Origin of the sequence: Kocuria subflava, assembly GCF_012163155.1 — a bacterium.
In the GTDB taxonomy this organism is placed as follows: domain Bacteria; phylum Actinomycetota; class Actinomycetes; order Actinomycetales; family Micrococcaceae; genus Kocuria; species Kocuria subflava.
Map to the genome: position 1 here is coordinate 46,537 of NZ_JAAVUN010000005.1, position 23,270 is coordinate 69,806.

Sequence of the window (23,270 nt, forward strand, 5' to 3'; positions counted from 1 at the left end):
GAGCAACCCTTGAAGTGACATGAAGTCAACAGCCATCAGGCGTCTGCGGGTCCGTGAGATCCACCCTGATCCGCACGATGCACGTGCGGAGTCTCTGCGCAGGCACGGGCTGCCGTTGGTGGTGCGCCCACGGCACCGCTTGCGGACACTGGTGCCCTACACCGGCCCCGTGCTGGTGGTGCTGGGAGTGCTGCTGATGGTCCAGGCCGTCACCGCCGTGGCAACTCGCGGCGGCAGTACTCGTCAGCTGCTGATCAGCGCACTCGGGCTGGTGCTGATTCTGGCCGCGGCCCTGACCAGTTCCTGGCAGTCAGGAGTTCTACTCAACTTGATCAGTTCAGCGGTCACCGTGGCGATTGTGCTGGCCGGCGCTTATCTGGGACTGGGCGTGATCACACTGTGGGTCATGCAACGGATCCTGCAGGAGCTCACCAGCATCGGCGCCATGATCATCCGGGTGCTGCCGCTGCTCATGTTGGTCCTGCTCTTCCTGTTCTACAACTCCAACATCTGGCAGATCGCAGTCGGGATTTCCTGGCTCAATGTGGCCCTCACCGCAGCAGTCCTGGTGATCCTGGCCAACGTGCTCAACGTGGTGGTGACCGCAGACATTGTGGGCGACTCACACCTGCGCGATCATCTGCGGGATTCCACCACCCGCACCCGCTGCAGCGAACGAGCCAACATCCTTGCCGTGCCGTCCTTGGTGGTGACCATCCAGGCGGGGATCTTCAGCGTTCTGGTGTTCATCTTCCTGGTGGGCTTTGGAATGCTGTCCATTCCCGTGGCCACCATCAAACAGTGGATCTCCCAGGACCCCAACATTGTGTTCCCATGGCTGATGCCCGGCCTGCCGCTGACCCAGGAGTTGCTGAAAGTCTGTCTGGTCCTGGCTGCCTTTGCGGGCCTGAACTTTGTGGCGTCCATGGCAACAGATCAACGGCACCGCACTCTGTTCATGGACGGCGTGCTCAATGACCTGGACCAGGGCCTGAAGGTCCGGGAGCAATACCTGCGCTGAGCACGGCAAGCGGTGGGTGTGACCGTCACCGCGCCCCACCCTGCAACTTGGGCATGGAAAAATACTCGCCGCATCAGTCTCAGCGCATTTTTCCGTGCCCAAGTTGGTATCAGAAGCCCATCAGTCGTCTTTTAGCAGTCTCTGGAGCATGGCCCGTCGTCGCTTGCGTTCGATCTCCGGATCCGTTTGCTGGATGAACTCTGTGGCATTGAACCCGTCGCCACGCCGCCTGTTCTGCGGCGGTTCAAGGCCTTCGATCAGGAGTGCCTCCATGGTCACAACCAACATGGACACCCCGAACTGTGCACTGCTCGGGATGGCCCCTAGCCGGCCGTCCGGCCTCACGGCTCGGACGCCGAACCAGGAAAACCGGTCCCACCGTCCGCTGAGCCGATCACGCGTGTGTTCCCACAGTCTGGGCCCCAAACGAGCCTCGGTGATCCTACCCACGTAAATGACCCGCTCTCCGGAGTAGAGAATATAGACGCCCACCTGTTCGGCAAAGTTGATGGAGTCGGATGCTTTGAGCTGGGCACCCCATAGGCTCGATCCGCGCTGTTCCCAGTCCACTTCGTCACGCCGCCAGAACATGCCAAAAGCGTTGAGAAATCCTGTCTCTGGATCAGAAGAATCCTCGGAATCCGTGGTCTCACTCTGCTGCGTTGGCGGAACCGTTGAGGCGTCTGTCGCGGCCAACTCCGATGTGCGAGATGCCAACGTGTAGACACCCCGGTCAACTCGAACCACCTCTTCCACCAGTTGCTGGGACAGAACTGCGGCAACAGTGGCTGCGGGGGTGGCACCGGTGCTGCGTCGGTAATCGTTGTCAATGATGTGTTGGGCAATCTCGGCGTAGTGAAGCGGTCCTTCGGACTCGCTCAGAACTCTCCGGACGGCTGCTCGCCACGTCATCTCAGTCATGATCTGAGCCTAACGAAACTCCTGAGGCCGCCCCCGGCAACTTGGGCACGGAAAAATACTCGCCGCGTCAGTCTCAGCGCATTTTTCCGTGCCCAAGTTGGTGACTGGGTTGGCGCCCGCCGTGGGCGGTGGGTTCAGTCCACAAGTTCCTGCCGGTAGCGCAGCATGGCCTCCACAAAGGATGACTGGATGGGAGACCCCTTGTGGTCGGCCCGAGTCAGCAGCAGGGCCTGGCGTTGCGCCCACGGCTGCGCGATCGGGTGCACCAGCTTGTCGGGTGCACCCAGGCGGCGGGCTGTGCCCTGCGGCAAGATGGCGGCACCGGCACCCGTGCTGGCCACCGCATACACGGCACCCAGCGTGGGCAGGCGTACCCGATAGTCGGGCGTGACGCCCCGTTGGCTCAGATGCTCATCGATGTAACTCTGCAGTGGAACACCCTCGGTCAGACCGATCATGGGGCCCCGGATGGCTGACTCAAACGGAGCTCCTGCGGCGTCGTCGTCGGAAACGGCACCACCGAGCAACTGGGGTGCGCACACAACGACGAGCGGGTCCGACGACAGCTGTTAGACGGACAGCCCCGGGTCCCGGGGCGGTACGGACACGACGCCCAGATCGGCGCCGCCGTCACGGACTCGCCGAGCCACCTCGGTGCTGGTGGTCTCCTCCAACGCAACGTGCAGGTCCGGGAACCGGGACATCGTGGAGGCCAGGAACTCGGTGAGGGCATCCATGGCGGAGGTGTTGCTGGCCAATCGAATGCGCCTGGACTCACCGTCCCTTTGGTGGCGCAGCTCCTGGAGAAGGTCATCTGCCTGAGCCATCATCAACCGGCCACGCTGCACGAACGCCTCCCCCGCAGGCGTGGGGGCCACACCGCCATGACCTCGTACCAGCAGCGTTACGCGAACCCCTTCTCCAGGGCAGTGATCCGGGAACTTGCTGCGGAGAGCGAGAGTCCTACGGCCTGGGCGCCGTCCGTGATGGAGCCCCGGTCCACGACGGCGACCAACAACTCCACGTCTCGTGTCTCGATTCGCATGGGTGATCCTTCCGTCATCCCGAAGACCCCTTCGGATCCTAGCAAGCCAGATTCAGGCTCCACCTGCAGGGCTGAAAGGACGATACGGACGGCGCGGTGTCCTCAGACTGGCGCCCCAACGCACACATCAATGCGGAAGGAACCCGGGGATGTCGATCGACTGGTTACAGGTCCTGGAATGGGCCGCGATTCTGGGTGCCTGTTTTCTGGCGGGCGGGATCAACGTGATTGTGGGCGCAGGAACCCTGGTGTCCTTCCCCATCCTGGTGTTCCTGGGCTTCCCACCATTGACCGCAACCATTGCCAACACGATCGGCATTGTCCCGGGCAGCCTGTCCGGAGTGGCGGTCTACCGGAGGGAACTGCGCACCCACATCAAGACAGTACGGATGCTGTTGCCGGCCTCCGCCATCGGAGGTGTCGCGGGAGCCACCCTGCTGCTGCACTTCTCCGCCGAAGTGTTCGCAACGGTCATCCCCTGGCTCATCGTCATCGGCACCATCCTGGTGATGGCGGGACCTGCCATCAAACGCCGCATCAGTACAGCGGGGCGGGACTCATCAGCAGGCATGGTCTCGTCAGCCGATCCGTCCATCCGCGGTGAGCCCCGGCCATTCGCCACGCGGACAGCCTTGGTTGCCTCCGTGACCGGCGCGTTCTTCCTGGGTGTTTACGGCGGCTATTTCAGCGCCGCCCAGGGCATCCTGCTCATTGCCCTGCTGGGGATCACATCGAGCCTGAGCATGCAGGAACTCAACGCGATCAAGAACCTGACCGTGGCGGCCGTCAACGTGATTGCCGCGAGTGTGTTCATCATCGTTTCCCCGGAGCTGATCTCCTGGCCCACGGTCGGCCTGATCGCCGTCGGCGCGACGTTGGGTGGCTTGGTGGGCGGCCGCTTTGCCCGCCGGCTTCCGGCGGGGTTGTTCAGGGTGTTCGTCGTGGTCATCGGTGTGGCCACCGTGGTGGTCATGACTGTCAGATGACGCCGGTTGGTGTATGTGACCAGCTATTTGGGCTCAACGGAGAGCGGCACGCAATGGCCGTGACCGGTGTGGATCTGGACCCTGTGCTCGTTGCAGCAGGTGGGTCGGCTCTGGACAATGATGCTTGGTGTTCGTACTCCTTACCTGTCACCATGTGGCCATGGCAGTCAGGGAACGTGTTCGAGAGGACCGTCACCGGATGCATGCACGCGGTTACCACCCGGTGCAGATCTGGGTGCCCGATGTACGCAGCGAACAGTTCGCTCACGAGGCGGACCTTCAAGCAGCGGCGGTTGCGGACGCCAACCAGCGCAACGGACACCAGAATTTCATCGAAGCTGTCTCGGTCGAGCAGGACCGGGAGTGAAACTCGGCGTGGTCAGGCCATCGGGCTGAAGCCGCCGAACGTGGTCCTACGCACCGCACAACTCAGAACCGTGCGTTGCGCGGCTTCCGCTGGCAGCAGTTGCAGCGGAAGGACGAGCGGTTCATGAACTGCTCCCGCACAATCAACCCGTCCCGGCCGGCGGCAGCACACCGCGGGCATGGATTGCCCGTCTGCCCGTAGGCGTTCAGGGACAGCGCAAAGTACCCGGACTCACCGTTCACGTTGACGTACAGGGAGTCAAAGCTGGTGCCGCCCGCCTCCAACGCCCGGGTCATCACGTTTTGCACGGCCTCCAGCACCCGTCGGGTCTCGGTCCGGGTCAGGGTTTCCGTGGGCCGGGCGTAGTGCAGCCGCGCCTCCCACAGGGCCTCGTCCACGTAGATGTTGCCGATCCCGGACACCAATCCCTGGTCCAGCAGCGCCCGTTTGATACCGGTTCTACGACGACGCAGGCGATCGTGCACGGCGTCGATGTCAAAGGCCGGATCCAACGGATCGCGGGCAATATGAGCGGCGTGCTGCGGGATCAAGGCGTCCCCACGCAGCCCGCGGCCCGCTGCAGCCCCATCCGCGGTGGGAACCAGGTCGTCGATGAACAACCCACCAAAAATCCGCTGGTCCACAAACCGCAGTTCGGTCGGCAACTGATCGCCAGGATTCTCGGGGTCCGAGGCTTCGGACAGGGTCAGGCGGATGCGCAGGTGCCGGTCATCCGGCAATCCCGCGTCCTTGATGAGCATCTGCCCTGACATCCCCAGATGGGCCATGAGCGCCAGAGTGGGAGAATCGCCGGACCCCATAGAGTCAGTCTCCGGTGCACCCAACGGCATCCACAGAAACTTTCCGCGCCGCACCACGTCCAACACGCGGCACCCGGCCAGATCCTGGACAAAAGCCTCAGGGCCGTCCGTGTGGCGGCGTACCGAGCGAGCTTCCAACACCTGGACATCCTCAATCACCCGGCCGGCAACCCATTGGGCCAGGCCTCTGCGGACCACTTCCGCTTCAGGCAGTTCCGGCACGGGTCACCCTTGAGAGTCTCCGGTGGAGGGCGCGCCGGTTCCGCGTCGGGCTCGCCGGGAGGTCTTACGCGCAGAAGGAGCCGCGGTTTCAGATGCCTGCTCGGACCGAACCGGCGCGGATTCAGTGTCCGGGATGGGACACCCGTGGCCATCCGTCAACGTGGTACCCGTCAGATTGAGGTAGGCGGCAGCAGCAGCTCTCCGCTCAGCTTCTTTCTTGGACGTGCCCTCGCCGGTTCCGGCGTCGTCGTCGCCGATCACGCACGTGGCCACAAAGGCGCGGTTGTGATCAGGACCGGTGCCCACCACGGCATAGTGGACCAAACCCAGCTGCCGCATGGCCGCCAGCTCCTGGATCTCGGTCTTCCAGTCCCGGCCTTCGTGGATCACAAAGTCGTCTTCCAGCAGCGGCACGATCATCCCCAGCACAAAACGGCGGGCCCGCTCGATCCCGTGGGTCAGGTAGACGGCACCGATGATCGATTCCATGGTGTCGGCAAGGATGGAGGCTTTGTCGTGCCCGTCCGTGCGAACCTCACCCTTGCCCAGACGGATGAAGGACCCCAGCTCCAGGCCTCGCGCCAACTGCGCCAGGGTGCGGGTGGAGACCACGGAAGCCCGGATCTTGGCCAGCTCTCCTTCGGTGCGCTCCGGGTACCGCCGGTAGATCTCATCCGTCACGGACAAACCGAGCACGGAATCCCCCAGGAACTCCAGGCGTTCGTTGTGCACCGTCCCCGGATGCTCGTAGGCGTAGGAACGGTGTGTCAGGGCAATGAGAAGCGTCTCGGCATCGATGTCGACGCCGAGACGCTTCTCAAGATCCTGAAATTCGTTCACCGTTTTCAGGCGTCAGCTACCTTGCGGCCCTTGTACTCGTAGTACAGGGCGGTGCCGGCGGAATCGGTGACCAGCTTGGCCTGGTGCGGCAGGCTGTAAACGGTCTTGCCGTTTTCAACCGAACGGACCAGCTTGGGAGCCTTTGCCTTCCACTGTGAACGGCGCATGCGAGTGTTTGCACGCGAGAGCTTCCTCTTGGGAACAGCCACTGCTATCTCTCTTCTCTCGTGGTGTCGTGATCCTCACCGAACAGCCCCTCCAGGGCGCTCCAGCGCGGATCGAGCACTTCGTGTTGATGACCCGGGTTCTCATCCAGCCGCACACCGCATTGGGCGCACAAACCTTCACAGCTGACCCGGCACACCGGTTGGAACTGCAGCTTGGTGATCGCTGCGTCCCGAAGCATGGGTTCCAGGTCGATGGACTCGTCCTGGACTTCGTACATGTCGTCGGCCTCGTCGTCGTCCTCCGAAACTTCGGAAGGGGCGTCGAACAGGAAGAGTTCCTGCACTTCAACCACCAAGTGATCGGTGATCGGGTCAAGGCATCGACTGCACTGGCCTTCAAGGCTAATGGTCACGTCCCCGGAAACCAGGATTCCGTCATGGACGGATTCGAGTCTCAGATCGCAAACCATGTCGGAGCCTTCGGGGGCCCCGATCAGTGCGTTGCCGAAATCGCTCGGCGCGGGCACTGTCTCCTGCCAGGTGCGCATGGTTCCCGGACGGTGTTCCAAATCCCTGACGTTGATGGTCAAGGGTGTTGGGGTCGCGCGTACGATGATGAGCTCCTGTAGGTCCAATACCAGCCGCCCATCTTACTCGGTTGTCCTCTCATGGCTCAACCGTCAGCGTGCGGCGTGGCGAATCTCTCCTCCGGCAGGTGGCCAGCCCTGCCCTCACCGCGCTTTCAAGGCCGCCAGAACCGGTGCGGGCACAAATGCCTCCACGTCCCCACCCAGAGCGTGAACCTCTTTGACCAAGCTGGAGGAGATGTGCAGCAACTCCGGATTGGCGGGCAGGAACACGGTTTCCACCTGCGTCAGCGCACGGTTCATGGCCGCCATGGGCAGTTCGTAGTCGTAATCCTGCCCGGAGCGGAGGCCCTTGACCAACGCCACAGCACCCCGGTCCGCCGCATACCGTGCCAGAAGCCCCTGCTCCAGAGGTTCGACGACGACGCCGCTGATCCCCTCCAAGGACGCCTCCGCCAACTCGAGCCGCTGAGATCGGTCAAGAAAATACGTCTTCTTGGGGTTGTCACTGACAGCCACCACAACTTCTTGGAACAGCATGGCCGCGCGGCGAATGATCTCCACGTGCCCACGATGGATGGGGTCGAAGGAGCCGGGGCAGATGGCGCGGCGGATGTGGTTCTGGGTCATGGTGCTCAACGCTAGCGTGCTGCAGCATGACGTGGTGGGCAGAGTTCATAGACTCGGGCACATGAACGCAGCCCACCAGAGCCCCGCCACCCTAATCGATACTCACCCTCCTGCCGAGCAGTCGGGACCTGCCGCACCGTGGAGGGCCATGGCAGCTGGTGGTGGCCTGTTGGATGCCTGCGGAGGATTCCGCTCCACCATTTTTGACGAAACTTCTGCGTTGGCTGCCCGCCATGAAGCCATCAACCTGGGGCAGGGATTCCCGGATCAGGACGGCCCCGCCCACATGGTGGCTGCTGCGCACCGCGCCCTTGATGCGGGCCTGAATCAGTACACGCCCGCTGTGGGATCCCCGCGCCTGCGCAAGGCCATTGCTGATCAGCAGGAACGAACCCAGGGACGCATTCTGGATCCCGAAACGCAGGTGCTGGTCACGGTGGGAGCCGCAGAAGGCCTCACGGCCGCCCTGCTCTCCGTGGTGCGCGCCGGTGATGACGTGGTGGTGCTGGAGCCCTATTACGACCTCTATGCGGCCGTGGTCTCCTTCATCGGCGCCACCCTGCGAACCATCCCCTTGCGCCCACCGCACTTCCGCCCGGAAGCCCAGGACATTCACAACGCCTTCAGTTCCCGCGCTACAGCGGTGTTGCTCAATGACCCGCACAATCCCACCGGTACGGTCCTGGCCCCCGACGACGCCCGGTTGATCGCGCAGCTGGCCGTGGAACACGACGCCGTGATCATCACGGACGAGGTCTACGAACACCTGCGCTTTGTGGGCAACCACGTGTCAGTGGCGGCCACGAACAACCGTTCTCTCTTGGGCAGCGAACCCGCAGATCTGACGTTGGCCCACCAGGTTGCCGAACGAACGCTCGTGGTCTCATCGGCCTCCAAGACCCTGCGTGCCACGGGGTGGCGCATCGGTTGGGTGACCGGACCTGGGCACTTGATCATCGGTGTGCGGGCGGTCAAGACCTATCTGACCCACTCCCCTGCAGCCCCGTTGCAGGACGCTGTGGCGGCCGGGCTGGAGGACAGCTGCCAATGGGTCCGTGATCTTGCCACCGAGCAGGGTGAACGCTCCCGGATGGTGGCTGAAACTCTGCATGAGCTGGGCCTGAGCGTGGCCGAACCATGCGGGTCCTACTACGTGGTGGCCGACTACTCCCCGCTGTACCAGCGCTGGGGTGTCTCAGACAGCACAGAACTCGCGGCGGCGTTGATCGAGAGGGCCGGTGTGGCTCTGTTGCCGATCTCAGCTTTTGCCTCCCCGGTCAACGCCGGGCTCTACGACGGCTGGATGCGCGTTGCCGCCTGCAAGCAGACCGCCACCTTGGAGCAGGCCATGCAGCGATTGCGCAAACACCTGCAGTGAGACACCCTCAGCCCTTGCGCCCCAACGCCCGATAGGTCCAGCCCTGCTCCTGCCATTGCTGCGGGTCCAGGACGTTGCGGCCATCCAGGATCTGGCGTGACTTCACCAGGGGCGCCAGCTGCTGCGGCGTCATGGAACGGAACTCCTCCCATTCGGTCAGCAGCACCACCACTTCCGCCCGGGCCACCGCCTGCGGCAAGGAATCCACGTAATCCACGCGCGGGTAGCGTTTGGCGGCATTCGCGTTGGCTTTGGGGTCATAGACGTGCACATCCGCGCCGATGGAATGCAGCCGGGCAGCGATGTCCAGGGCCGGTGAGTCCCGGACGTCGTCGGACTCGGGTTTGAAGGCCGCACCCAGCACCGCCACCTGTTTGCCCATCACCGAACCACCCAGCATGTCCGTGACCACCCCCACCGTGTGGTCGCGGCGGCGGATGTTGATGTCATCGATTTCCACCAGGAAGCGCACCGACTGGTCCAACCCCAGTTCAGAAGCCCGAGCGCGCAGGGCACGGATGTCCTTGGGCAGGCAGCCTCCACCAAAACCCACGCCGGCATTGAGAAACTTCCGGCCGATGCGGTCATCCATCCCAATGGCATCGGCCAGCGTGCGGATGTCCCCACCCACCGCCTCTGTGAGCTCGGACAGGGAATTGATGAAGCTGATCTTGGTGGCCAGGAACGAGTTGGCGGCCACCTTGACCAGCTCAGCGGTCTCGTAATCGGTGATGATCAGCGGAATCTGAGCCTCAAGCTGCTGGGCGTAAACCTCACGCATGACCGCCTCCAGCCGTTGATCGTCAGAGGGATCGGCAGCGGCGTCGTCGTGGTGTGCTCCGTGACCCGGCAGTCCAAGGACCATGCGGTCCGGGCGCAACGTGTCCTCCACTCCGTGTCCCTCTCTGAGGAACTCCGGGTTCCAGACCAGGTCCACCTGAACCCCGGCCGGTGCGTTCTGGCGGGCCAGCTCACGGAGCCGACGAGCAGAGCCCACAGGAACGGTGGATTTGCCCACGATCACGGCATCGCGCTGGGCATGGCGCGCGATCGAGGCGACCGCCGAGTCCACGTAGCTCATGTCAGCGGCATAGGAACCGGGGCGCTGTGGTGTTCCAACCCCCACAAAGTGGACGTCACCAAAGGCACCAGCCTCTGCATAATCACTGGTGAATCGCAGGCGCCCGGAATTCACGTGCTTCTTGAGCAGCTCCGCCAATCCGGGTTCGTGAAACGGCAGAACGCCCGCGGAAAGCGCCTCCACCTTGGAAGGATCCACGTCCAGGCCCAGGACCTCAAAGCCCATCTCCGCCATGGAGGCAGCGTGGGTTGCGCCCAGGTAACCGGTGCCCAGAACCGTGATCTTCATGCCGTGTTCCTCCTAGAACGCACGCAGCGTTGTGGGTGACACAACCGGGGTTCTCCGCGGTTGTTAGCTCGGTGACCACCTTGCACCGCGCACATGAACCGCGGATGAAAAGGCCACGACCTCAATACGCTCCCCCACTCCAGTTGTCTGTGCTCTGGCGCAGAGCATCCGGGGGTCATCCCGCCTGGCGATGATCAGTCCGTCACAGATTCCGCGTGCACTTCTTCTGCGAACCACAGAGTGGTTTCGCCGTGTTTGGAGGATTCCAGCAGGTGTAGTCCCTGCGGCCACGTGGGCTGCGGCGAGCGCGTGGAACGTTCCACCATGATCACTGCCCCTGGCCCCAGTCGCCCCACCAGGGGTTCCAGGAATGCTGTGACCTCATGCTCCGGGAGCGGGTACGGGGGGTCGGCCAGCACCAGGTCCCAGGGCCCATGATGGGCGCTCAGGTAGGTGGCCACGCTGCCGCGGTGTGCCACGACCTTCTCCGATCCCACCGCGGAGTTGAGCATCCGAGCATTGGCCTGGGCCACCTTCAAGGCCTTGGAGTCACGCTCCACCAGATCCACATGCGCAGCCCCCCGGCTGGCTGCCTCACAGCCCAGCGCGCCGGATCCTGCAAAGAGGTCCAGAACACGGGCATCCGTCAGCATCCCCCAAGCCTCCAGCCGGGAGAACAGTGATTCCTTGACCCTGTCTGTGGTGGGCCTGGTGCCGGTTCCGGGTACGGAGGTCAACCGCAGGCCACCAGCTGCTCCTGCAATGATTCGGCTCATCAGCCACGCTCCAAGTACTTCTCCGTGTCCTCATCCAGATACGCCTCGATGGCCAGGGCCAGTCCCCAGTGGCGCTCCAGGGTGGGGTCAACATCCAAAATCTCCATGGCCTCCTGCCGCGCCGATTCAATGATCTTGACGTCGTCCAACGCCCGCAGCAACCGCAGAGTCGAGCGCCCACCGGACTGGGCATCCCCCAGGATGTCGCCCTCCCTGCGCAATGTGAGATCGGCCTGCGCCAGTTCGAATCCGTCCGTGGTGGCCGCCACGGCGTCAATGCGGTCACGGGAGGGATGGCCGGGTTCCCTGCGGGTGACCAACAAACAGGTGCTGGCATGTTCGCCACGGCCTATTCGTCCGCGCAGCTGATGCAGCTGGGAAATGCCGAACCGGTCTGCGTCAAAGACCACCATGAACGTGGCATTGGGGACGTCAACACCCACCTCCACCACCGTGGTGCACACCAACAACCCGATCTCACCGGCGGCAAAGCCCTCCATGGTGGCCGTTTTCTCCGGTGCCTCCAGGCGGCCGTGCAACGCCGCAGTACTCACTCCAGCCAAGGCCGGGGAGGCCTCCACCAGTTCCTCCAGCCAGCGGGTGGAAATCATGCCTTCACCGGGTTCCTGCGCTGCGGCTTCCGATCCAGCCCGCGATTTTGCGGTGCCTGCGGCACTGCGCTTGGCTGAATCCCTCCGGGCCCGCAGCTCGGGAGCTGCCGCCAAAACCTTGACCGATTCGGCCAACGTCATCTGGGGCACGGCGTCGTCCTCGCCAATCTTGGGCGCCACAAAGTACACCTGGCGGCCGGCCTCAATCTCCTCCCGAGCACGCTGAAAGATCCGCGCCTCCCACCGCGGATGCTCGAACAGTCCCACAACGTGTGTGGTGATGGGCCGACGGCCACCCGGCAGCCCCTCCAGGACGGAGACGTCCAGATCCCCGAACACGGTCATGGCCACCGTCCGCGGGATGGGTGTTGCCGTCATGACCAGCAAATGAGGTGAGAGCTCCCCCGCATCCCGCAGGCGATCACGTTGCTCCACACCGAACCGGTGCTGCTCGTCCACCACCACCAAGCCCAGCTCAAAAAACTGCACCGTTTCAGAGAGCAACGCGTGCGTGCCGACCACGATCCCGGCCTGACCGGAGGCGATCTCCAGAAGCGCCCTCTTCCGCGCCGATTGGGGCATGGAGCCCGTCAAGAGCACCACGCGCGTGCCCTCCGGATCCCCTCCCAACGTCCCGGCCTGCGCCAAGGGGCCCAGTGCAGCCTGAATGGAGGCATGGTGCTGTGCCGCCAGAACCTCCGTGGGCGCCAGCAGGGCAGCCTGGGCACCGGCATCCACCGCCTGCAACATGGCCCGCAGCGCCACCACGGTCTTGCCGGCCCCCACGTCTCCTTGCAACAGCCGGTTCATGGGGTGTTCACGGGAGAGATCCTCCGTAAGCTGCTCCCCCACAGACCGCTGCGCGGGCGTCAGCTCAAACGGCAACTGCTGGTCGAACCGGTCCAGAATCCCCTGGGGCGTGGGAGGCAGCGGGCGGGCAGGGCGCAGGTTCACCGCACGACGACGCCGCACCAGTGCCGTTTGCAGCATCAAGGCCTCGGTGTGCCGGAACCGCGCTTTGGCCCGGTACCAGCTGCGCTCATCCGGGGGTCTGTGCAGGTGACGGTAAGCCGTGGGCAAGTCGGGGTAACCGTGGCGATCAGCCACCCCGGGCGGCAAGGGATCGGGCACGGTGGACCAGGTGACCTCGGAGAACGCAGCCTTGACGGCGGCGGCAATGCGGTCGCTGGTAAGCTTAGCCGTGGCTGGATACACGGGAATGGGGCTGCTGGCATCAGCCATGACGTCCAGGGAACCGATGTCGTCCTCGGCATCCAACGGTGCGTAGTGCGGATTGGTCATGGTGCGCTTGCCTTTGTACAAGCTGACCTTTCCGCTGAACAGGGCGTGAACCCCGGAACTCAGTTCCCGGGCAGCGGTGTAGGCGTTGAAGAAGCTCAACGTCATCTGGTCATCACCGGTTCCGGAGATCACCTGGTGCTCACTGTGCTGGGAGCGATCCGTGATGACCACTTCCGTGATGGAGCCCTTGCGATTGCGCATCCGGCGGGTGGTCACGGAGACCACCTCCGCCACCAGCGTGGCGTGGGCTTCCAGTTCAAGATCATCAAAAGAACTGAGCTCACCGCGTTTCACCAGACGCCTGGGCACGTGGTCCAGCAAATCCCCCACGGTGTGCAGGTTCATGGAATCGGCCATGGTCTTGGCCTGGGTGGCACCCAGGATCTGAGTCAGGGGCCGGTCCAGGTCACCACGGTGCGGGTGTCCGGGTTCGCTCACAGTCAGTCCGTCACGTGTGGCTCGCCGGTGGGCTCCGCCGTGAGCCCTGTGACGGTGATGTTGCGGGGAGATCCGTGTCTGCGCAGGACGCTCAACGCCATCTGCTGTTCCGGGACGTGGACGTGGACACGCCACCGCCAGGTGTCCGGATCAATTTCAGACACGGCGGAGACAATCACGCTCTCCCCGGTTTCAGCCAGTTCGTGCCGAACAGTGGCTGCCACCAAGGCGGTCATGTCCATGGTGGCCATGACCTCCACCCCGGTGTTGGCATCCTTGAGGGCCTCAAACGCAGCGGCGTCGGCATCGTGCACCGGCGGGTAGAGGTCATAGCCAATGCTGGTCAGCACATCGTCCACCGGCGTGAACGGGCCCTGCTCATCCAGACCCTCACGATGACGGTCCTCACCGTGACGGTCCTGGGGTTGCCCGTCCGTGCCGCGGTGCTCAGGTGCTGGATCTGCACCACCCCACAAGTCGGGTCCCACGCCCTCCTGACCTGAGACGGCACGGCGCAGGGCGTCCAGAATGATCAACAGGCCCAGGGCTCCAGCGTCCACCTTGGAGGTTCCGCGCAGCACCTCCAGCTCCTGGCTGGAAGCCAGCACCGCCTGATGGGCGGCTTCCACCAGGTGACGCAGGTACAGAGACAGCTGGTGGTTGGAACCGGGTTCGCCCACGTCCGGCACGGGGACCTGGGCAGCGGCTGCCAGCACGGAGAGCATGGTGCCGGGAACGGGATCGGTCAACGCGGACCAGGCGCGCACCGAACCGGCGCTGACCCCGTTGGCCAAGGCCTCTGCGTGCAGCCGCTCGGCACCTTCCAGCCCGCCTCCCATGGCGGTCAGGAACACGGCGAACAAGGTCCCCGAGTTCCCTCGGGCCTCCTCCAGCGCGGCTTGTCCTGCCAACGTGACCAGCTCGCTGACGTCCGGAGTTTCCAGCACCTCCGTGGCCTGCTTGGCTGTCTCCACCGTCAGGGCCAAGTTGGTTCCGGTGTCCGCATCTGCCACGGGAAAAACGTTGAGATCGTTGAGGAGATCAGCATGGTCCCTGAGATCACGAGCCGCCGTCTCCAACCATCGCCTGACGGCGGATGCGTTAGAAGCCATCCTCTGATTCAAAATGGTCCCATCCTCGTCCCCGAAGGCCCAGGGGAAGTTGACTGACTGGGGTCTGTTCCAGCCAGATGCGTTCTGTGTGTGTCACACCGGTGGCGGCTGTGCATTCAGCCCGCACCGAGCCTAGCCGAAGCACCCCGGCAGGTAGCTGACGATCGGCCGGGACTGTGGATAACAATCCGTGATCTTCTCCCCCGTTCAGGACCCAGTGAAGGGGATCCTGCCCCAGGATCTCCCCCGCCGGGCGCAATGGTTGGGCCAGCTCCTCCAGTGCTTCCCGGTTCAGCACGATCTCCACCCCGGAGGCTGTGGCAACACGAGTGAGGTCACGGACCAGACCGTCCGAGGCATCGATCATGCTGGTGGCTCCCGACTGCGCCAGTCTTGCGCCCCATGGGGTCGGTGAGACCGGGCGCAGCTGGCTGTTGACCAAGGCATCCAACTGCGGGTCCCGCCCCAGCTCGAGGGCAGGGTCCAGAAGAAGATCCAGACCCGCTGCCGCCCGCCCCACGGTGCCGGCCAACACCACCTGATCCCCCGGCCGCGCACCGTTGCGGCGTACAGGGTCACGGCCCTGTAAATCCCCCGTGACGGTGGCCGTCACGGAAATCTCCCCACCGGCGCCCAGATCGCCTCCCACCACGTGGCACTGCGGTGCTTGGCATGCCAAGGTCCCGGCCCGAAGCCCGCGGGCCAGATCTTCCACCCATCGCACGGGGGTGTTCTTGGGCAGAGTCAGAGAGACCACCAACGACGACGGCACTGCCCCCATGGCCGCTGCATCCGCCACGTTCTGGGTGGCACATTTGTGGCCGGTGTCAAAGCCGGAAGATCTCACACCACTGGGCCACACCAATGCGAAGTCCTGACCCTGGACCTGGGTGTCCGTGGAGATCACAAAGCGTCCGTCCGGGGCTGCCACCACTGCGCAGTCGTCTCCGGGCCCTAGGATCTGATAGCTCTCAGCGGACTCACCAGACGCTGCCGACTGCTCGGCCAACAACGGTGCAAACCGCGCTATGAGCTGACCTTCACTGAGCTGGCCCACCGTCAGTTCCTGATTCATGACTCGACCGTAGCCCAGGGCACAGACATCCCAAGGACCGGGCTCAGATGGTGTGCACTGGACACGACGCCGTACCGCATCCAGGCCGACGACCTAAACTGAGCGCATGCCCGCACACACCTCCGGGGTTGATCACGCCCCCAGCCATCACCACCTCACGGCAACACAAGCCGACAAGGCACCGCGCCGCACCATGTCTCACCTGCGCGGATGGTCTGCAGGCGGCGTCGTCGTGATGGGGGTTGCACTCACGGGCTGTGGAGCAGGCACTGTCGCCGTGACAGCAGCGGAGGACGCTGCCAACCCTGATTGTGCCCCTGCCATGTTGGCCATGCCGGACGCCATCTCCGATCAGGATCAGCGCCAGACCACCAGTCAGGGGACCACGGCTTACGGTGATCCCGCTGCCATGGTGGTCCGCTGTGGCGTCACGCCACCTGCCCCCACCACGGACATGTGCAGCCGGGTCAACGGCGTGGACTGGATCATCCGGGAAACGGATGACCCCAACCAGTGGCAGGCCACCACCTACGGCCGCAACCCGGCCTTTGAGGTCACCTTTGACACCACCGTCGTCCCATCCTCCACAGCGTTGATCGACCTTGGGAGTGCTGTGACCACGGTGGATCAGGACCGCGAATGCCTGTCCGTGGACGAGGCCCTGGACGCATCCTGAATCTTCTGTGCGGACCTCGATCCTGTGTGCGGATCACGGGTCAGTGATCCGCACACAGGATTCAGCGCAGGCCGATGGGCCGTTCCAGTGCCAGGGTGATCAGTTCATCGATCAGGCGGCTGTACTCCAGGCCGGACTCGGCCCACATGCGCGGGTACATGGAGATGGGTGTGAAGCCGGGCATGGTGTTGACCTCGTTGATCATCACCCGCTCATCAGGAGTCACAAAGAAGTCGGCGCGGCACAGACCCTCACCCTCAATGGCATCAAATGCCTGGGCGGCACGCTCGCGGATCTGAGCAATCACGTGCTCAGGGACATCGGCCGGGCAGCTGAGCTGCGCCGAACCCTGGGAGACGTACTTGGCCTCGAAGTCGTAGAAATTGTTCTGGTCCACCACCTGGATTTCACCGGGCAATGAGGTTCTGGGCGCATCTGTGCCGCGTCCTTCCAGGACGGCGCACTCGATTTCACGGCCCACAATGCCGGCTTCCACCACAACCTTGAGGTCAAAGCGGCGTGCCTCCTCGATCGCAGCCCGCAGTGCTTCACGGTCCGTGGGGTCCTCCACTCGGGTGATGCCGAAGGAAGACCCTGCTCGGGCAGGTTTGACGAACACCGGACCACCCAGTGGCGCCACTGTGTCCATGGCACCTTCCGGATCGCTGCGCCACAGGCGGTCGCGCAGCACCACGTAGGGGCCAACCTCCAGGCCTGCCGATTCAAAGGCCATCTTCATGAAGTGCTTGTCCATGCCCACGGCAGAGGCCGTGACGCCACATCCCACGTACGGCACGTGCGCCAGTTCCAAGAACCCCTGCAGGGTGCCGTCCTCCCCGTAGGGTCCGTGCAGCAGCGGCATGACCACGTCAACATGACGGAAGCGGGAAACCTCCGTGGTCTGGGCGGTGCCCTGGCGCACCAACAACGCAGTTTCCTGCTGCCCAAGCGGCAGTGAAACCCGTTGATCCCCCACGGGCAGTTCCGTGATCTGGTTGGCCTCCAGCAGGGCCTCCAGTTCGTCCTGTGAGTACAGGAACCACTCACCGGTCCGGGCGATCCCCACGGTCACCACGTCCCACTTGGTGCGATCAATCGCGCGCAGCACCCCCCGGGCAGTGATCAAGGAGATGCTGTGTTCGGAGGAGATACCGCCAAAGAGCACGGCCACGCACGGTTTGGTGCCGGGGGCGGCGTCGTGGGGGTTCGAGTGGTCCGCGGTTTCAGCGTTCTGGGAGCTCATGTGGGGGTTGCCTCCGATTTAAGTTGCCGTCCCAGCAGCAGCGGCGCCAGGTTCTCCACGGTGATGTGACCCTCCAGAATAGCCACCACGGCTTGGGTGATCGGCATCTCCACTCCGCGCTGGTGGGCCAGTTCCAGGACCGCAGGTGCCGATTTCAGCCCCTCGGCCGTTTGGGTCATCTCTTCCCGGATCTGCTCCAGGCTCTTGCCCTGGCCGAACAGTCGTCCGGCCGTGTGGTTCCTGGACAGCGGGGAGGAACACGTGGCCACCAGGTCACCAATACCGGCCAGGCCGGACATGGTTTCCGGTTTCCCGCCCAGGGCCAGAGCAAGCCGGGTGGATTCAGCCAGACCACGGGTGATGATGGAGGCTTTGGAGTTGTCCCCGTAATGCCGCCCCTCGCAGATCCCCACGCACACGGCAATCACGTTCTTGGTCAGTCCGGCGATCTCCGTGCCCACCACGTCCGTGTTGGTGTAGGGGCGGAAATACGGGGCCGCACATGCCTTGGCCACTGCGGCAGCCAGTTGTGGGTCTTGTGCTGCGACGACGGAGGCCGTTGGATGTTCGTCGGCGATCTCCATGGCCAGATTGGGCCCGGAGAGCACACACGTCTGCCGACTCCAACCATCGGAGTCATGGCCACCGTGCTCCGACGGGAAGACCTCTGCCAGAACCTGGGCAACCACTTCCGTCATACGCAACCCGGTGCCCTGTTCCAAACCTTTGGCCAGGGAGACCAACGCAGCCTTTGGATCAAGGTGCTCAGCAATGGCCGGAAGTTGGCTGCGCAACACCTGAGCAGGCAATGCCAGGACCACCAGGTCGGCACCCGTCAGAGCCTCAGCCAGGTCATCCGTGATGTGCAACGGATCCGGCAGATGCAGCCCGGGGACATAGCGCTGATTGACCCGGGTGCGGGCCATCCGGGTCATGGACTCCGTGTCGCGTCCCCACAGATGGACTTCCAAGGGAGCGCGTGCGTGTTCCCCTGCACCACCGGAAGCGGAATCAGTCTGCGTGGGACGCGAGCGCTGATCAGAGAAGGCTGCGTCCACCAGGACTTTGGAGAACGTGGTGCCCCAGGAGCCGGCACCCAGCACCGCAGCCTTGGTGAATGTTGGCACGTCCTCTTGAGGCAGACTGCGTCGCTGAGCGTCTGCAACTGGTGTGTTCTTCTTAGAAGTCATCGGCGCTCCGCCCGTCGTCGGTCCCAGCGGCCCTGCGGAGGCTGCTCACCCCGTAATTCGGCCACCAGCTCAGTGATGGCATCCATGATGGCGTTGGTGGCGGCCACAGTCTTGCCCTGCGGGATGGAAGCCAGGCGCTGCTCACCTGGCAGAGAGTCGAGCTCCGCCGAGGAAGGAGCCCACCGGGAGAGGTCAACGGGCGGGCCGAACTTGACCCGCACGGTCTTGCGCGGCCACGGACGGAACCAGCGTTTGCGCTGCGGGTCAGGTCCGCGGCCCAAGATCTGCTCATCTCCCCAGTGACCCACCGGAATCACGGGGATCTCCATGGCCAGTGCCAAGCGGGCAGCCCCCGGAAATCCGTGCATGGGCCACAACTCCGGGTCCCGGGTCAGGGTGCCCTCCGGGTAGATGATCACGGAGCCACCGCCGGCCACGTGCTTCTGGGCGGCAGAGAGCGCCTTGACCGAATCAGCGGTTCCGCGGTGCACAGGAACCTGGGCAGTGCGGCGCAGAATCGTGCCCAGCACGGGAACTTTGAACAGGGAGTCCTTGGCCAGAAAGGTGGGATTGACGCCGAACTGGTACAGCGGCATGGCCACTGTCATGGCGTCCATTTCCGAGGTGTGGTTGGGAGTAACCACAAAGGCCCCAGTCCGTGGCAAGTTCTCCAGACCCTCGAACTTGGTACGGCCCAGCAGGCGGTAGACGGGAACGACCACTGTGGCCACCAGGCGCACCAGGGGCGTGATGTGCACGGAGTCCCTACGTGGCGGTTGACCGGGAGTCACCTGTTGGCTCGCAGTCGTTGACCTCACAGTCATTGACCTCTCAGGCATCCACGACGTCGAAATTCGCGCCCAGCGTCTCCAACTTGCTGGTGAAGCGCTCGTAACCACGCTGAATCAATTCCACGCCGGTGACCTTGGAGTGGCCTTCTGCGCCCAGGGCCGCGATCAGGTGGGAGAAGCCACCGCGCAGGTCCGGGACGTGAATGTCCTGGGCCTTCAGAGGCGTCCGGCCGGAAATGATGGCCGAGTGGACAAAGTTCGACTGTCCGAATCGGCAAGGCGTGGAGCCGAGGCAGTCGCGGTGCAGCTGAATGTTGGCGCCCATGCCGTTGAGGGCGTGGGTGAAGCCGAATCGGTTTTCGTAGAGCGTTTCGTGCACGATTGACACCCCGTCCGCCTGGGTCAGGGCCACCACCAGCGGCTGCTGCCAGTCAGTCATGAAACCGGGGTGCACGTCCGTTTCCACCACCAACGGATTGAGCGCACCACCCGGGTGGCTGAACTGGATGCCGTTGTCACGGATGTCCAGCTCACCGCCGGTCTTACGGAAGACGTTGAGGAAGGTCATCATGTCCGACTGGGTGGCGCCCTCAACAAAGATCGACCCACCGGTGACCAGCGCAGCCGAGCCCCAGGAAGCAGCCTCGATGCGGTCACACATGGCGCGGTGGTTGTAGCCCTTGAGCTCCTCCACGCCTTCAATGTGGATCACCCGGTCCGTCTGGACCGTGATGATCGCTCCCATCTTCTGCAGCACGGCAATCAGGTTCATGATTTCCGGCTCGGTGGCAGCCCCGCGCAGTTCGGTGCGTCCGCGAGCGCGCGTGGCAGAGAGCAGAACCTGTTCCGTGGCGCCCACGGACGGGTAGGGCAGCTCCACCTTGGCACCATGCAGTCCATTGGGAGCGGACATCTTGATGCCGGATTCCAGCTTGTCCACCTTGGCGCCAAAGTTGCGCAGCACGTCCAGGTGGTAGTTGATGGGCCGATCACCGATCTTGCAGCCACCCAAATCAGGGATGAAAGCCTCCCCCAGAGTGTGCAACAGCGGGCCACACAACAAGATGGGGATACGGGAGTCCCCGGCGTGGGCATCAATGTCCGAGTACCGCGCCCTGGTGACGTTGGTGGGATCCAGCGTCAGCGAACCTTGACCGTCGTTGGCCACGTCCACACCGTGCAGGGCCACCAGATCGGTGACCACCTGGACGTCCTTGATCTCCGGGACGTTGTGCAACACGGAGGGTGTGGAGCCCAGCAGTGCCGCCACCATGGCTTTGGGCACAAAGTTCTTGGCTCCACGAACCTCGATGGTGCCTTCCAGAGGAACGCCGCCGGTGATCTGCAGTGCGCTGGTCATGGTCTCCCGATCTGTCGTCAACACTTCGCCCGTGGCAAAGCCGCGCCAGCCCTTGCCCTGGGTTGGCACTGAGCCAGTTTAGGGGTCATTAATGAGCGCTTGATGACGCCGCGCGCGGTCCAGCCGCCCACACCCCGCCGCGCACCGCGCCGCATCAGACCCCGCGGCGGGGTGGTTTCAGGCGGCCCTGGAACTCAGGTGCGGGCCGGCAGGGTCTTGGGCAACCACGCGGGGCGTGTGGCCTCGTAAGCGGCGATGTCGGATTCGTGCTGCAAGGTCAGCCCGATGTCATCCAGCCCCTCTGTCAACCGCCACCGCGTGTAGTCATCGATCTGGAACGGGACCGTAAGCGTCCCCACGGTCACGGTCCGGGCCTCCAAGTCCACGGTCACCTCTGCGCCCGGCTCTTCCTCGATCTGCTTCCAGATCAGTTCAACGTCGGGCTGCTCCACCTGGGCGGCCAACAAGCCCTGCTTGCCGGAGTTGCCACGGAAGATGTCTGCAAAGCGCGAGGAGATGACCACCTTGAAGCCGTAGTCACGCAAAGCCCACACGGCGTGTTCGCGGGAGGAACCGGTACCGAAATCGGGGCCGGCCACCAACACGGAGCCATTGCGGTAGGCCTCCTGGGTGAGCACGAACTCGGGATCCTTGCGCCAGGAGGCGAACAGGGCGTCGTCGAATCCGGTCTTGGTGATGCGCTTGAGGTAGACGGCCGGGATGATCTGGTCCGTGTCCACGTTGGACTGACGCAGCGGTACGGCGATTCCGGTGTGGGTGGTGAATTTTTCCATGCTGACTCCTAGAGGCTTTGTGTCTGTTCGGCTGGGCGGGCTCAGATTGGCTGGGCGGGCTCAGACGCTCAGCGTCTCCAGGTCGGACGGTGCGGACAGCGTTCCGCGCACTGCAGTGGCTGCCGCCACCACCGGGGAGACCAGGTGGGTGCGGCCGCCCTTGCCCTGACGGCCTTCAAAGTTGCGGTTGGAGGTGGAGGCACACCGCTGACCGGGTTCCAGCTGATCCGGGTTCATGCCCAGGCACATGGAACATCCGGCGAACCGCCAGTCCGCGCCGAAGTCCTTGAACACCTGGTCCAGGCCTTCCTCCTCCGCCTGGATACGGACTTTCTGGGACCCGGGAACCACCATCATGGTCACGTTGGCTGCCTTGGTGCGGCCCTTGACCACGTCGGCGGCAAGGCGCAGGTCCTCAATGCGCGAGTTGGTGCAGGAGCCCAGGAACACCACGTCCACGGGGATCTCCTTCATGGGGGTACCCGGAACCAGGTCCATGTACTCCAGGGCTCGGCGCGCTGCTGCCTTGGCGTTGTCCTCCCCCAGGTCCTCCGGGTCCGGCACGGACTGAGACAGGGAGACACCCTGCCCGGGGTTGGTCCCCCAGGTCACAAAGGGCTCGAGTTTATCGGCGTTGATGACCACGTCAGCATCAAAGGTGGCACCGTCATCCGTGGTCAAGGACTTCCAGTACTCAACGGCGTCCTCCCAGTCCTGGCCCTGCGGTGCGTGCGGGCGGCCCTGGACGTAGTCAAAGGTGGTTTGGTCGGGTGCAATCATTCCGGCGCGGGCACCGGCCTCAATGGACATGTTGCAGATGGTCATCCGCGCTTCCATGGAGAGCTGCCGGATCGCTGAGCCGCGGTACTCCAACACGTAGCCCTGCCCACCACCCGTGCCGATCTTGGCGATTACCGCCAGGATGATGTCCTTGGAGGACACCCCGGGACGCAACTGCCCGTCCACCCGGATGGACATGGTCTTGAAAGGCGCCAACGGCAAGGTCTGGGTGGCCATCACGTGCTCCACCTCTGAGGTGCCGATACCAAAGGCCAGGGCACCAAAGGCACCGTGGGTGGAGGTGTGAGAGTCACCGCACACCACAGTCATTCCGGGCATGGTCACACCCAGCTGCGGGCCCACCACGTGCACAATGCCTTGCTCGTCATCACCCAGAGAGTGCAGGCGCACACCGAACTCCTCGGCGTTGCTGCGCAGTGTTTGAATCTGCTTGCGAGAGGTCTGGTCAGCAATCCGGGCGAAAATGTCCTGGGTGGGCGTGTTGTGATCCTCCGTGCCCAGGGTCAGGTCCACGCGCCGCAGTTGACGCCCCGCCAACCGCAGTCCTTCAAATGCCTGGGGTGAGGTGACCTCATGGATCAGATGGAGATCGATGTAAAGCAGATCCGGCTGGCCGTCCTGTCCCTTGCGCACCAGGTGGGCGTCCCACACCTTTTCGGCCAAGGTCTTGGGACCTGCTGAGGGGGCTACAGCATCAGTGAACGGGCTGGGCATGCTCTGTCCTTTACGGGCTGACGGGTCTTCTGC

23 protein-coding genes and 1 pseudogene are annotated in these 23,270 nt (G+C 64.0%); 5 read left to right on the top strand and 19 right to left on the bottom strand.

Annotated elements, in window-relative coordinates; genetic code table 11:
- The first annotated feature begins 19 nt into the window (after positions 1 to 19).
- Positions 20 to 1,021, top strand: a complete 1,002-nt coding sequence (locus tag GTW58_RS04080; protein WP_119932585.1) for a hypothetical protein — start codon at positions 20 to 22, stop codon at positions 1,019 to 1,021.
- A gap of 120 nt (positions 1,022 to 1,141) precedes the next feature.
- Here the strand turns inward: GTW58_RS04080 and GTW58_RS04085 are convergent, their stop codons facing one another.
- From GTW58_RS04085 to GTW58_RS14270, 3 genes and pseudogenes are all read right to left on the bottom strand, one after another.
- Positions 1,142 to 1,942: an HTH domain-containing protein gene (locus GTW58_RS04085; RefSeq protein WP_198673413.1), complete on the bottom strand. Its 801-nt coding sequence runs from the start codon at positions 1,940 to 1,942 to the stop codon at positions 1,142 to 1,144.
- A gap of 134 nt (positions 1,943 to 2,076) precedes the next feature.
- Positions 2,077 to 2,772 (bottom strand): annotated as a pseudogene (locus GTW58_RS14260) (LysR substrate-binding domain-containing protein).
- Positions 2,773 to 2,846: 74 nt separating this feature from the next.
- On the bottom strand, positions 2,847 to 2,987 hold the full coding sequence (locus GTW58_RS14270) for a helix-turn-helix domain-containing protein (RefSeq protein WP_197052084.1): 141 nt from the start codon (positions 2,985 to 2,987) through the stop codon (positions 2,847 to 2,849).
- Positions 2,988 to 3,136: 149 nt separating this feature from the next.
- Here GTW58_RS14270 and GTW58_RS04095 point away from each other — a divergent pair, with 149 nt between their 5' ends.
- Complete coding sequence (locus tag GTW58_RS04095) at positions 3,137 to 3,973, top strand: sulfite exporter TauE/SafE family protein (RefSeq protein WP_119932584.1); 837 nt, start codon at positions 3,137 to 3,139, stop codon at positions 3,971 to 3,973.
- Between the two features lie 160 nt (positions 3,974 to 4,133).
- Positions 4,134 to 4,340 (top strand): antitoxin MazE-like protein, encoded by a 207-nt coding sequence (locus tag GTW58_RS04100; RefSeq protein WP_119932625.1) that lies wholly within the window; start codon positions 4,134 to 4,136, stop codon positions 4,338 to 4,340.
- Between the two features lie 62 nt (positions 4,341 to 4,402).
- On the opposite strand, the gene mutM is transcribed toward GTW58_RS04100, so the two are convergent.
- The 5 genes from mutM to coaD all read right to left on the bottom strand — a co-directional run bounded on the left by mutM (position 4,403) and on the right by coaD (position 7,592).
- Positions 4,403 to 5,383: a bifunctional DNA-formamidopyrimidine glycosylase/DNA-(apurinic or apyrimidinic site) lyase gene (gene mutM, locus GTW58_RS04105; protein WP_119932583.1), complete on the bottom strand. Its 981-nt coding sequence runs from the start codon at positions 5,381 to 5,383 to the stop codon at positions 4,403 to 4,405.
- Positions 5,384 to 5,386: 3 nt separating this feature from the next.
- A complete protein-coding gene (gene rnc, locus GTW58_RS04110; protein ID WP_119932582.1) occupies positions 5,387 to 6,223 on the bottom strand; it encodes a ribonuclease III in 837 nt (278 codons plus the stop codon).
- A gap of 5 nt (positions 6,224 to 6,228) precedes the next feature.
- Positions 6,229 to 6,432 (bottom strand): 50S ribosomal protein L32, encoded by a 204-nt coding sequence (rpmF, locus tag GTW58_RS04115; protein ID WP_047690457.1) that lies wholly within the window; start codon positions 6,430 to 6,432, stop codon positions 6,229 to 6,231.
- 2 nt (positions 6,433 to 6,434) lie between these two features.
- On the bottom strand, positions 6,435 to 6,938 hold the full coding sequence (locus tag GTW58_RS04120) for a YceD family protein (protein ID WP_119932624.1): 504 nt from the start codon (positions 6,936 to 6,938) through the stop codon (positions 6,435 to 6,437).
- Between the two features lie 183 nt (positions 6,939 to 7,121).
- Positions 7,122 to 7,592 carry a pantetheine-phosphate adenylyltransferase gene (coaD, locus tag GTW58_RS04125; RefSeq protein ID WP_119932623.1) on the bottom strand — a complete coding sequence of 157 codons (471 nt, stop codon included), beginning with the start codon at positions 7,590 to 7,592 and terminating at the stop codon, positions 7,122 to 7,124.
- Positions 7,593 to 7,668: 76 nt separating this feature from the next.
- Between coaD and GTW58_RS04130 the strand changes: the two genes are divergently transcribed.
- Positions 7,669 to 8,985, top strand: a complete 1,317-nt coding sequence (locus GTW58_RS04130) for an aminotransferase class I/II-fold pyridoxal phosphate-dependent enzyme (protein ID WP_232817988.1) — start codon at positions 7,669 to 7,671, stop codon at positions 8,983 to 8,985.
- A 7-nt stretch (positions 8,986 to 8,992) separates the two neighbouring features.
- Here the strand turns inward: GTW58_RS04130 and GTW58_RS04135 are convergent, their stop codons facing one another.
- From GTW58_RS04135 to thiL, 5 genes are all read right to left on the bottom strand, one after another.
- Positions 8,993 to 10,354: a UDP-glucose dehydrogenase family protein gene (locus GTW58_RS04135; RefSeq protein ID WP_119932580.1), complete on the bottom strand. Its 1,362-nt coding sequence runs from the start codon at positions 10,352 to 10,354 to the stop codon at positions 8,993 to 8,995.
- Between the two features lie 194 nt (positions 10,355 to 10,548).
- Entirely contained in the window at positions 10,549 to 11,130 is a 582-nt protein-coding gene (gene rsmD / locus GTW58_RS04140; protein WP_119932579.1) for a 16S rRNA (guanine(966)-N(2))-methyltransferase RsmD, read from the bottom strand.
- Positions 11,130 to 13,481 (bottom strand): ATP-dependent DNA helicase RecG, encoded by a 2,352-nt coding sequence (locus GTW58_RS04145; protein ID WP_232817987.1) that lies wholly within the window; start codon positions 13,479 to 13,481, stop codon positions 11,130 to 11,132. Before GTW58_RS04145 ends, rsmD begins: the two co-directional genes overlap by 1 nt.
- A gap of 2 nt (positions 13,482 to 13,483) precedes the next feature.
- Positions 13,484 to 14,593, bottom strand: a complete 1,110-nt coding sequence (locus GTW58_RS04150) for a DAK2 domain-containing protein (protein WP_119932578.1) — start codon at positions 14,591 to 14,593, stop codon at positions 13,484 to 13,486.
- Positions 14,583 to 15,668 (bottom strand): thiamine-phosphate kinase, encoded by a 1,086-nt coding sequence (thiL, locus tag GTW58_RS04155; RefSeq protein WP_081993911.1) that lies wholly within the window; start codon positions 15,666 to 15,668, stop codon positions 14,583 to 14,585. Before thiL ends, GTW58_RS04150 begins: the two co-directional genes overlap by 11 nt.
- A 106-nt stretch (positions 15,669 to 15,774) precedes the next feature.
- Here thiL and GTW58_RS04160 point away from each other — a divergent pair, with 106 nt between their 5' ends.
- Complete coding sequence (locus GTW58_RS04160) at positions 15,775 to 16,344, top strand: DUF3515 family protein (RefSeq protein ID WP_342453292.1); 570 nt, start codon at positions 15,775 to 15,777, stop codon at positions 16,342 to 16,344.
- Positions 16,345 to 16,405: 61 nt separating this feature from the next.
- Here GTW58_RS04160 and GTW58_RS04165 read toward each other — a convergent pair whose 3' ends face one another.
- From GTW58_RS04165 to leuC, 6 genes are all read right to left on the bottom strand, one after another.
- The gene (locus tag GTW58_RS04165) at positions 16,406 to 17,587 is read right to left on the bottom strand and encodes a D-alanine--D-alanine ligase family protein (RefSeq protein WP_119932577.1); all 1,182 of its coding nucleotides are present in this window, start codon (positions 17,585 to 17,587) and stop codon (positions 16,406 to 16,408) included.
- The gene (locus GTW58_RS04170) at positions 17,584 to 18,777 is read right to left on the bottom strand and encodes an NAD(P)H-dependent glycerol-3-phosphate dehydrogenase (protein WP_119932576.1); all 1,194 of its coding nucleotides are present in this window, start codon (positions 18,775 to 18,777) and stop codon (positions 17,584 to 17,586) included. The genes GTW58_RS04165 and GTW58_RS04170 overlap by 4 nt, the downstream gene beginning before the upstream one ends.
- Positions 18,774 to 19,535 (bottom strand): lysophospholipid acyltransferase family protein, encoded by a 762-nt coding sequence (locus GTW58_RS04175; RefSeq protein WP_232817985.1) that lies wholly within the window; start codon positions 19,533 to 19,535, stop codon positions 18,774 to 18,776. The genes GTW58_RS04170 and GTW58_RS04175 overlap by 4 nt, the downstream gene beginning before the upstream one ends.
- A 73-nt stretch (positions 19,536 to 19,608) precedes the next feature.
- A complete protein-coding gene (gene murA, locus GTW58_RS04180) occupies positions 19,609 to 20,928 on the bottom strand; it encodes a UDP-N-acetylglucosamine 1-carboxyvinyltransferase (protein ID WP_119932620.1) in 1,320 nt (439 codons plus the stop codon).
- 194 nt (positions 20,929 to 21,122) lie between these two features.
- On the bottom strand, positions 21,123 to 21,722 hold the full coding sequence (gene leuD, locus GTW58_RS04185; RefSeq protein WP_047690437.1) for a 3-isopropylmalate dehydratase small subunit: 600 nt from the start codon (positions 21,720 to 21,722) through the stop codon (positions 21,123 to 21,125).
- Positions 21,723 to 21,782: 60 nt separating this feature from the next.
- Positions 21,783 to 23,237, bottom strand: a complete 1,455-nt coding sequence (leuC, locus tag GTW58_RS04190; RefSeq protein WP_119932574.1) for a 3-isopropylmalate dehydratase large subunit — start codon at positions 23,235 to 23,237, stop codon at positions 21,783 to 21,785.
- Positions 23,238 to 23,270: the final 33 nt, after the last annotated feature.

Coding starts and splice junctions, on each gene's coding strand:
- leuD (WP_047690437.1), bottom strand. CDS start 21,722: ATGGAAAAATTCACCACCCACACCGGAATCGCCGTACCGCTGCGTCAG.
- GTW58_RS04160 (WP_342453292.1), top strand. CDS start 15,775: ATGCCCGCACACACCTCCGGGGTTGATCACGCCCCCAGCCATCACCAC.
- rsmD (WP_119932579.1), bottom strand. CDS start 11,130: ATGAGCCGAATCATTGCAGGAGCAGCTGGTGGCCTGCGGTTGACCTCC.
- murA (WP_119932620.1), bottom strand. CDS start 20,928: ATGACCAGCGCACTGCAGATCACCGGCGGCGTTCCTCTGGAAGGCACC.
- GTW58_RS04080 (WP_119932585.1), top strand. CDS start 20: ATGAAGTCAACAGCCATCAGGCGTCTGCGGGTCCGTGAGATCCACCCT.
- GTW58_RS04165 (WP_119932577.1), bottom strand. CDS start 17,587: ATGAGCTCCCAGAACGCTGAAACCGCGGACCACTCGAACCCCCACGAC.
- GTW58_RS04170 (WP_119932576.1), bottom strand. CDS start 18,777: ATGACTTCTAAGAAGAACACACCAGTTGCAGACGCTCAGCGACGCAGT.
- GTW58_RS04135 (WP_119932580.1), bottom strand. CDS start 10,354: ATGAAGATCACGGTTCTGGGCACCGGTTACCTGGGCGCAACCCACGCT.
- thiL (WP_081993911.1), bottom strand. CDS start 15,668: ATGAATCAGGAACTGACGGTGGGCCAGCTCAGTGAAGGTCAGCTCATA.
- GTW58_RS04085 (WP_198673413.1), bottom strand. CDS start 1,942: ATGACTGAGATGACGTGGCGAGCAGCCGTCCGGAGAGTTCTGAGCGAG.
- GTW58_RS04130 (WP_232817988.1), top strand. CDS start 7,669: ATGAACGCAGCCCACCAGAGCCCCGCCACCCTAATCGATACTCACCCT.
- leuC (WP_119932574.1), bottom strand. CDS start 23,237: ATGCCCAGCCCGTTCACTGATGCTGTAGCCCCCTCAGCAGGTCCCAAG.
- GTW58_RS04120 (WP_119932624.1), bottom strand. CDS start 6,938: ATGCGCACCTGGCAGGAGACAGTGCCCGCGCCGAGCGATTTCGGCAAC.
- GTW58_RS04095 (WP_119932584.1), top strand. CDS start 3,137: ATGTCGATCGACTGGTTACAGGTCCTGGAATGGGCCGCGATTCTGGGT.
- GTW58_RS04100 (WP_119932625.1), top strand. CDS start 4,134: ATGGCAGTCAGGGAACGTGTTCGAGAGGACCGTCACCGGATGCATGCA.
- GTW58_RS14270 (WP_197052084.1), bottom strand. CDS start 2,987: ATGCGAATCGAGACACGAGACGTGGAGTTGTTGGTCGCCGTCGTGGAC.
- GTW58_RS04150 (WP_119932578.1), bottom strand. CDS start 14,593: ATGGCTTCTAACGCATCCGCCGTCAGGCGATGGTTGGAGACGGCGGCT.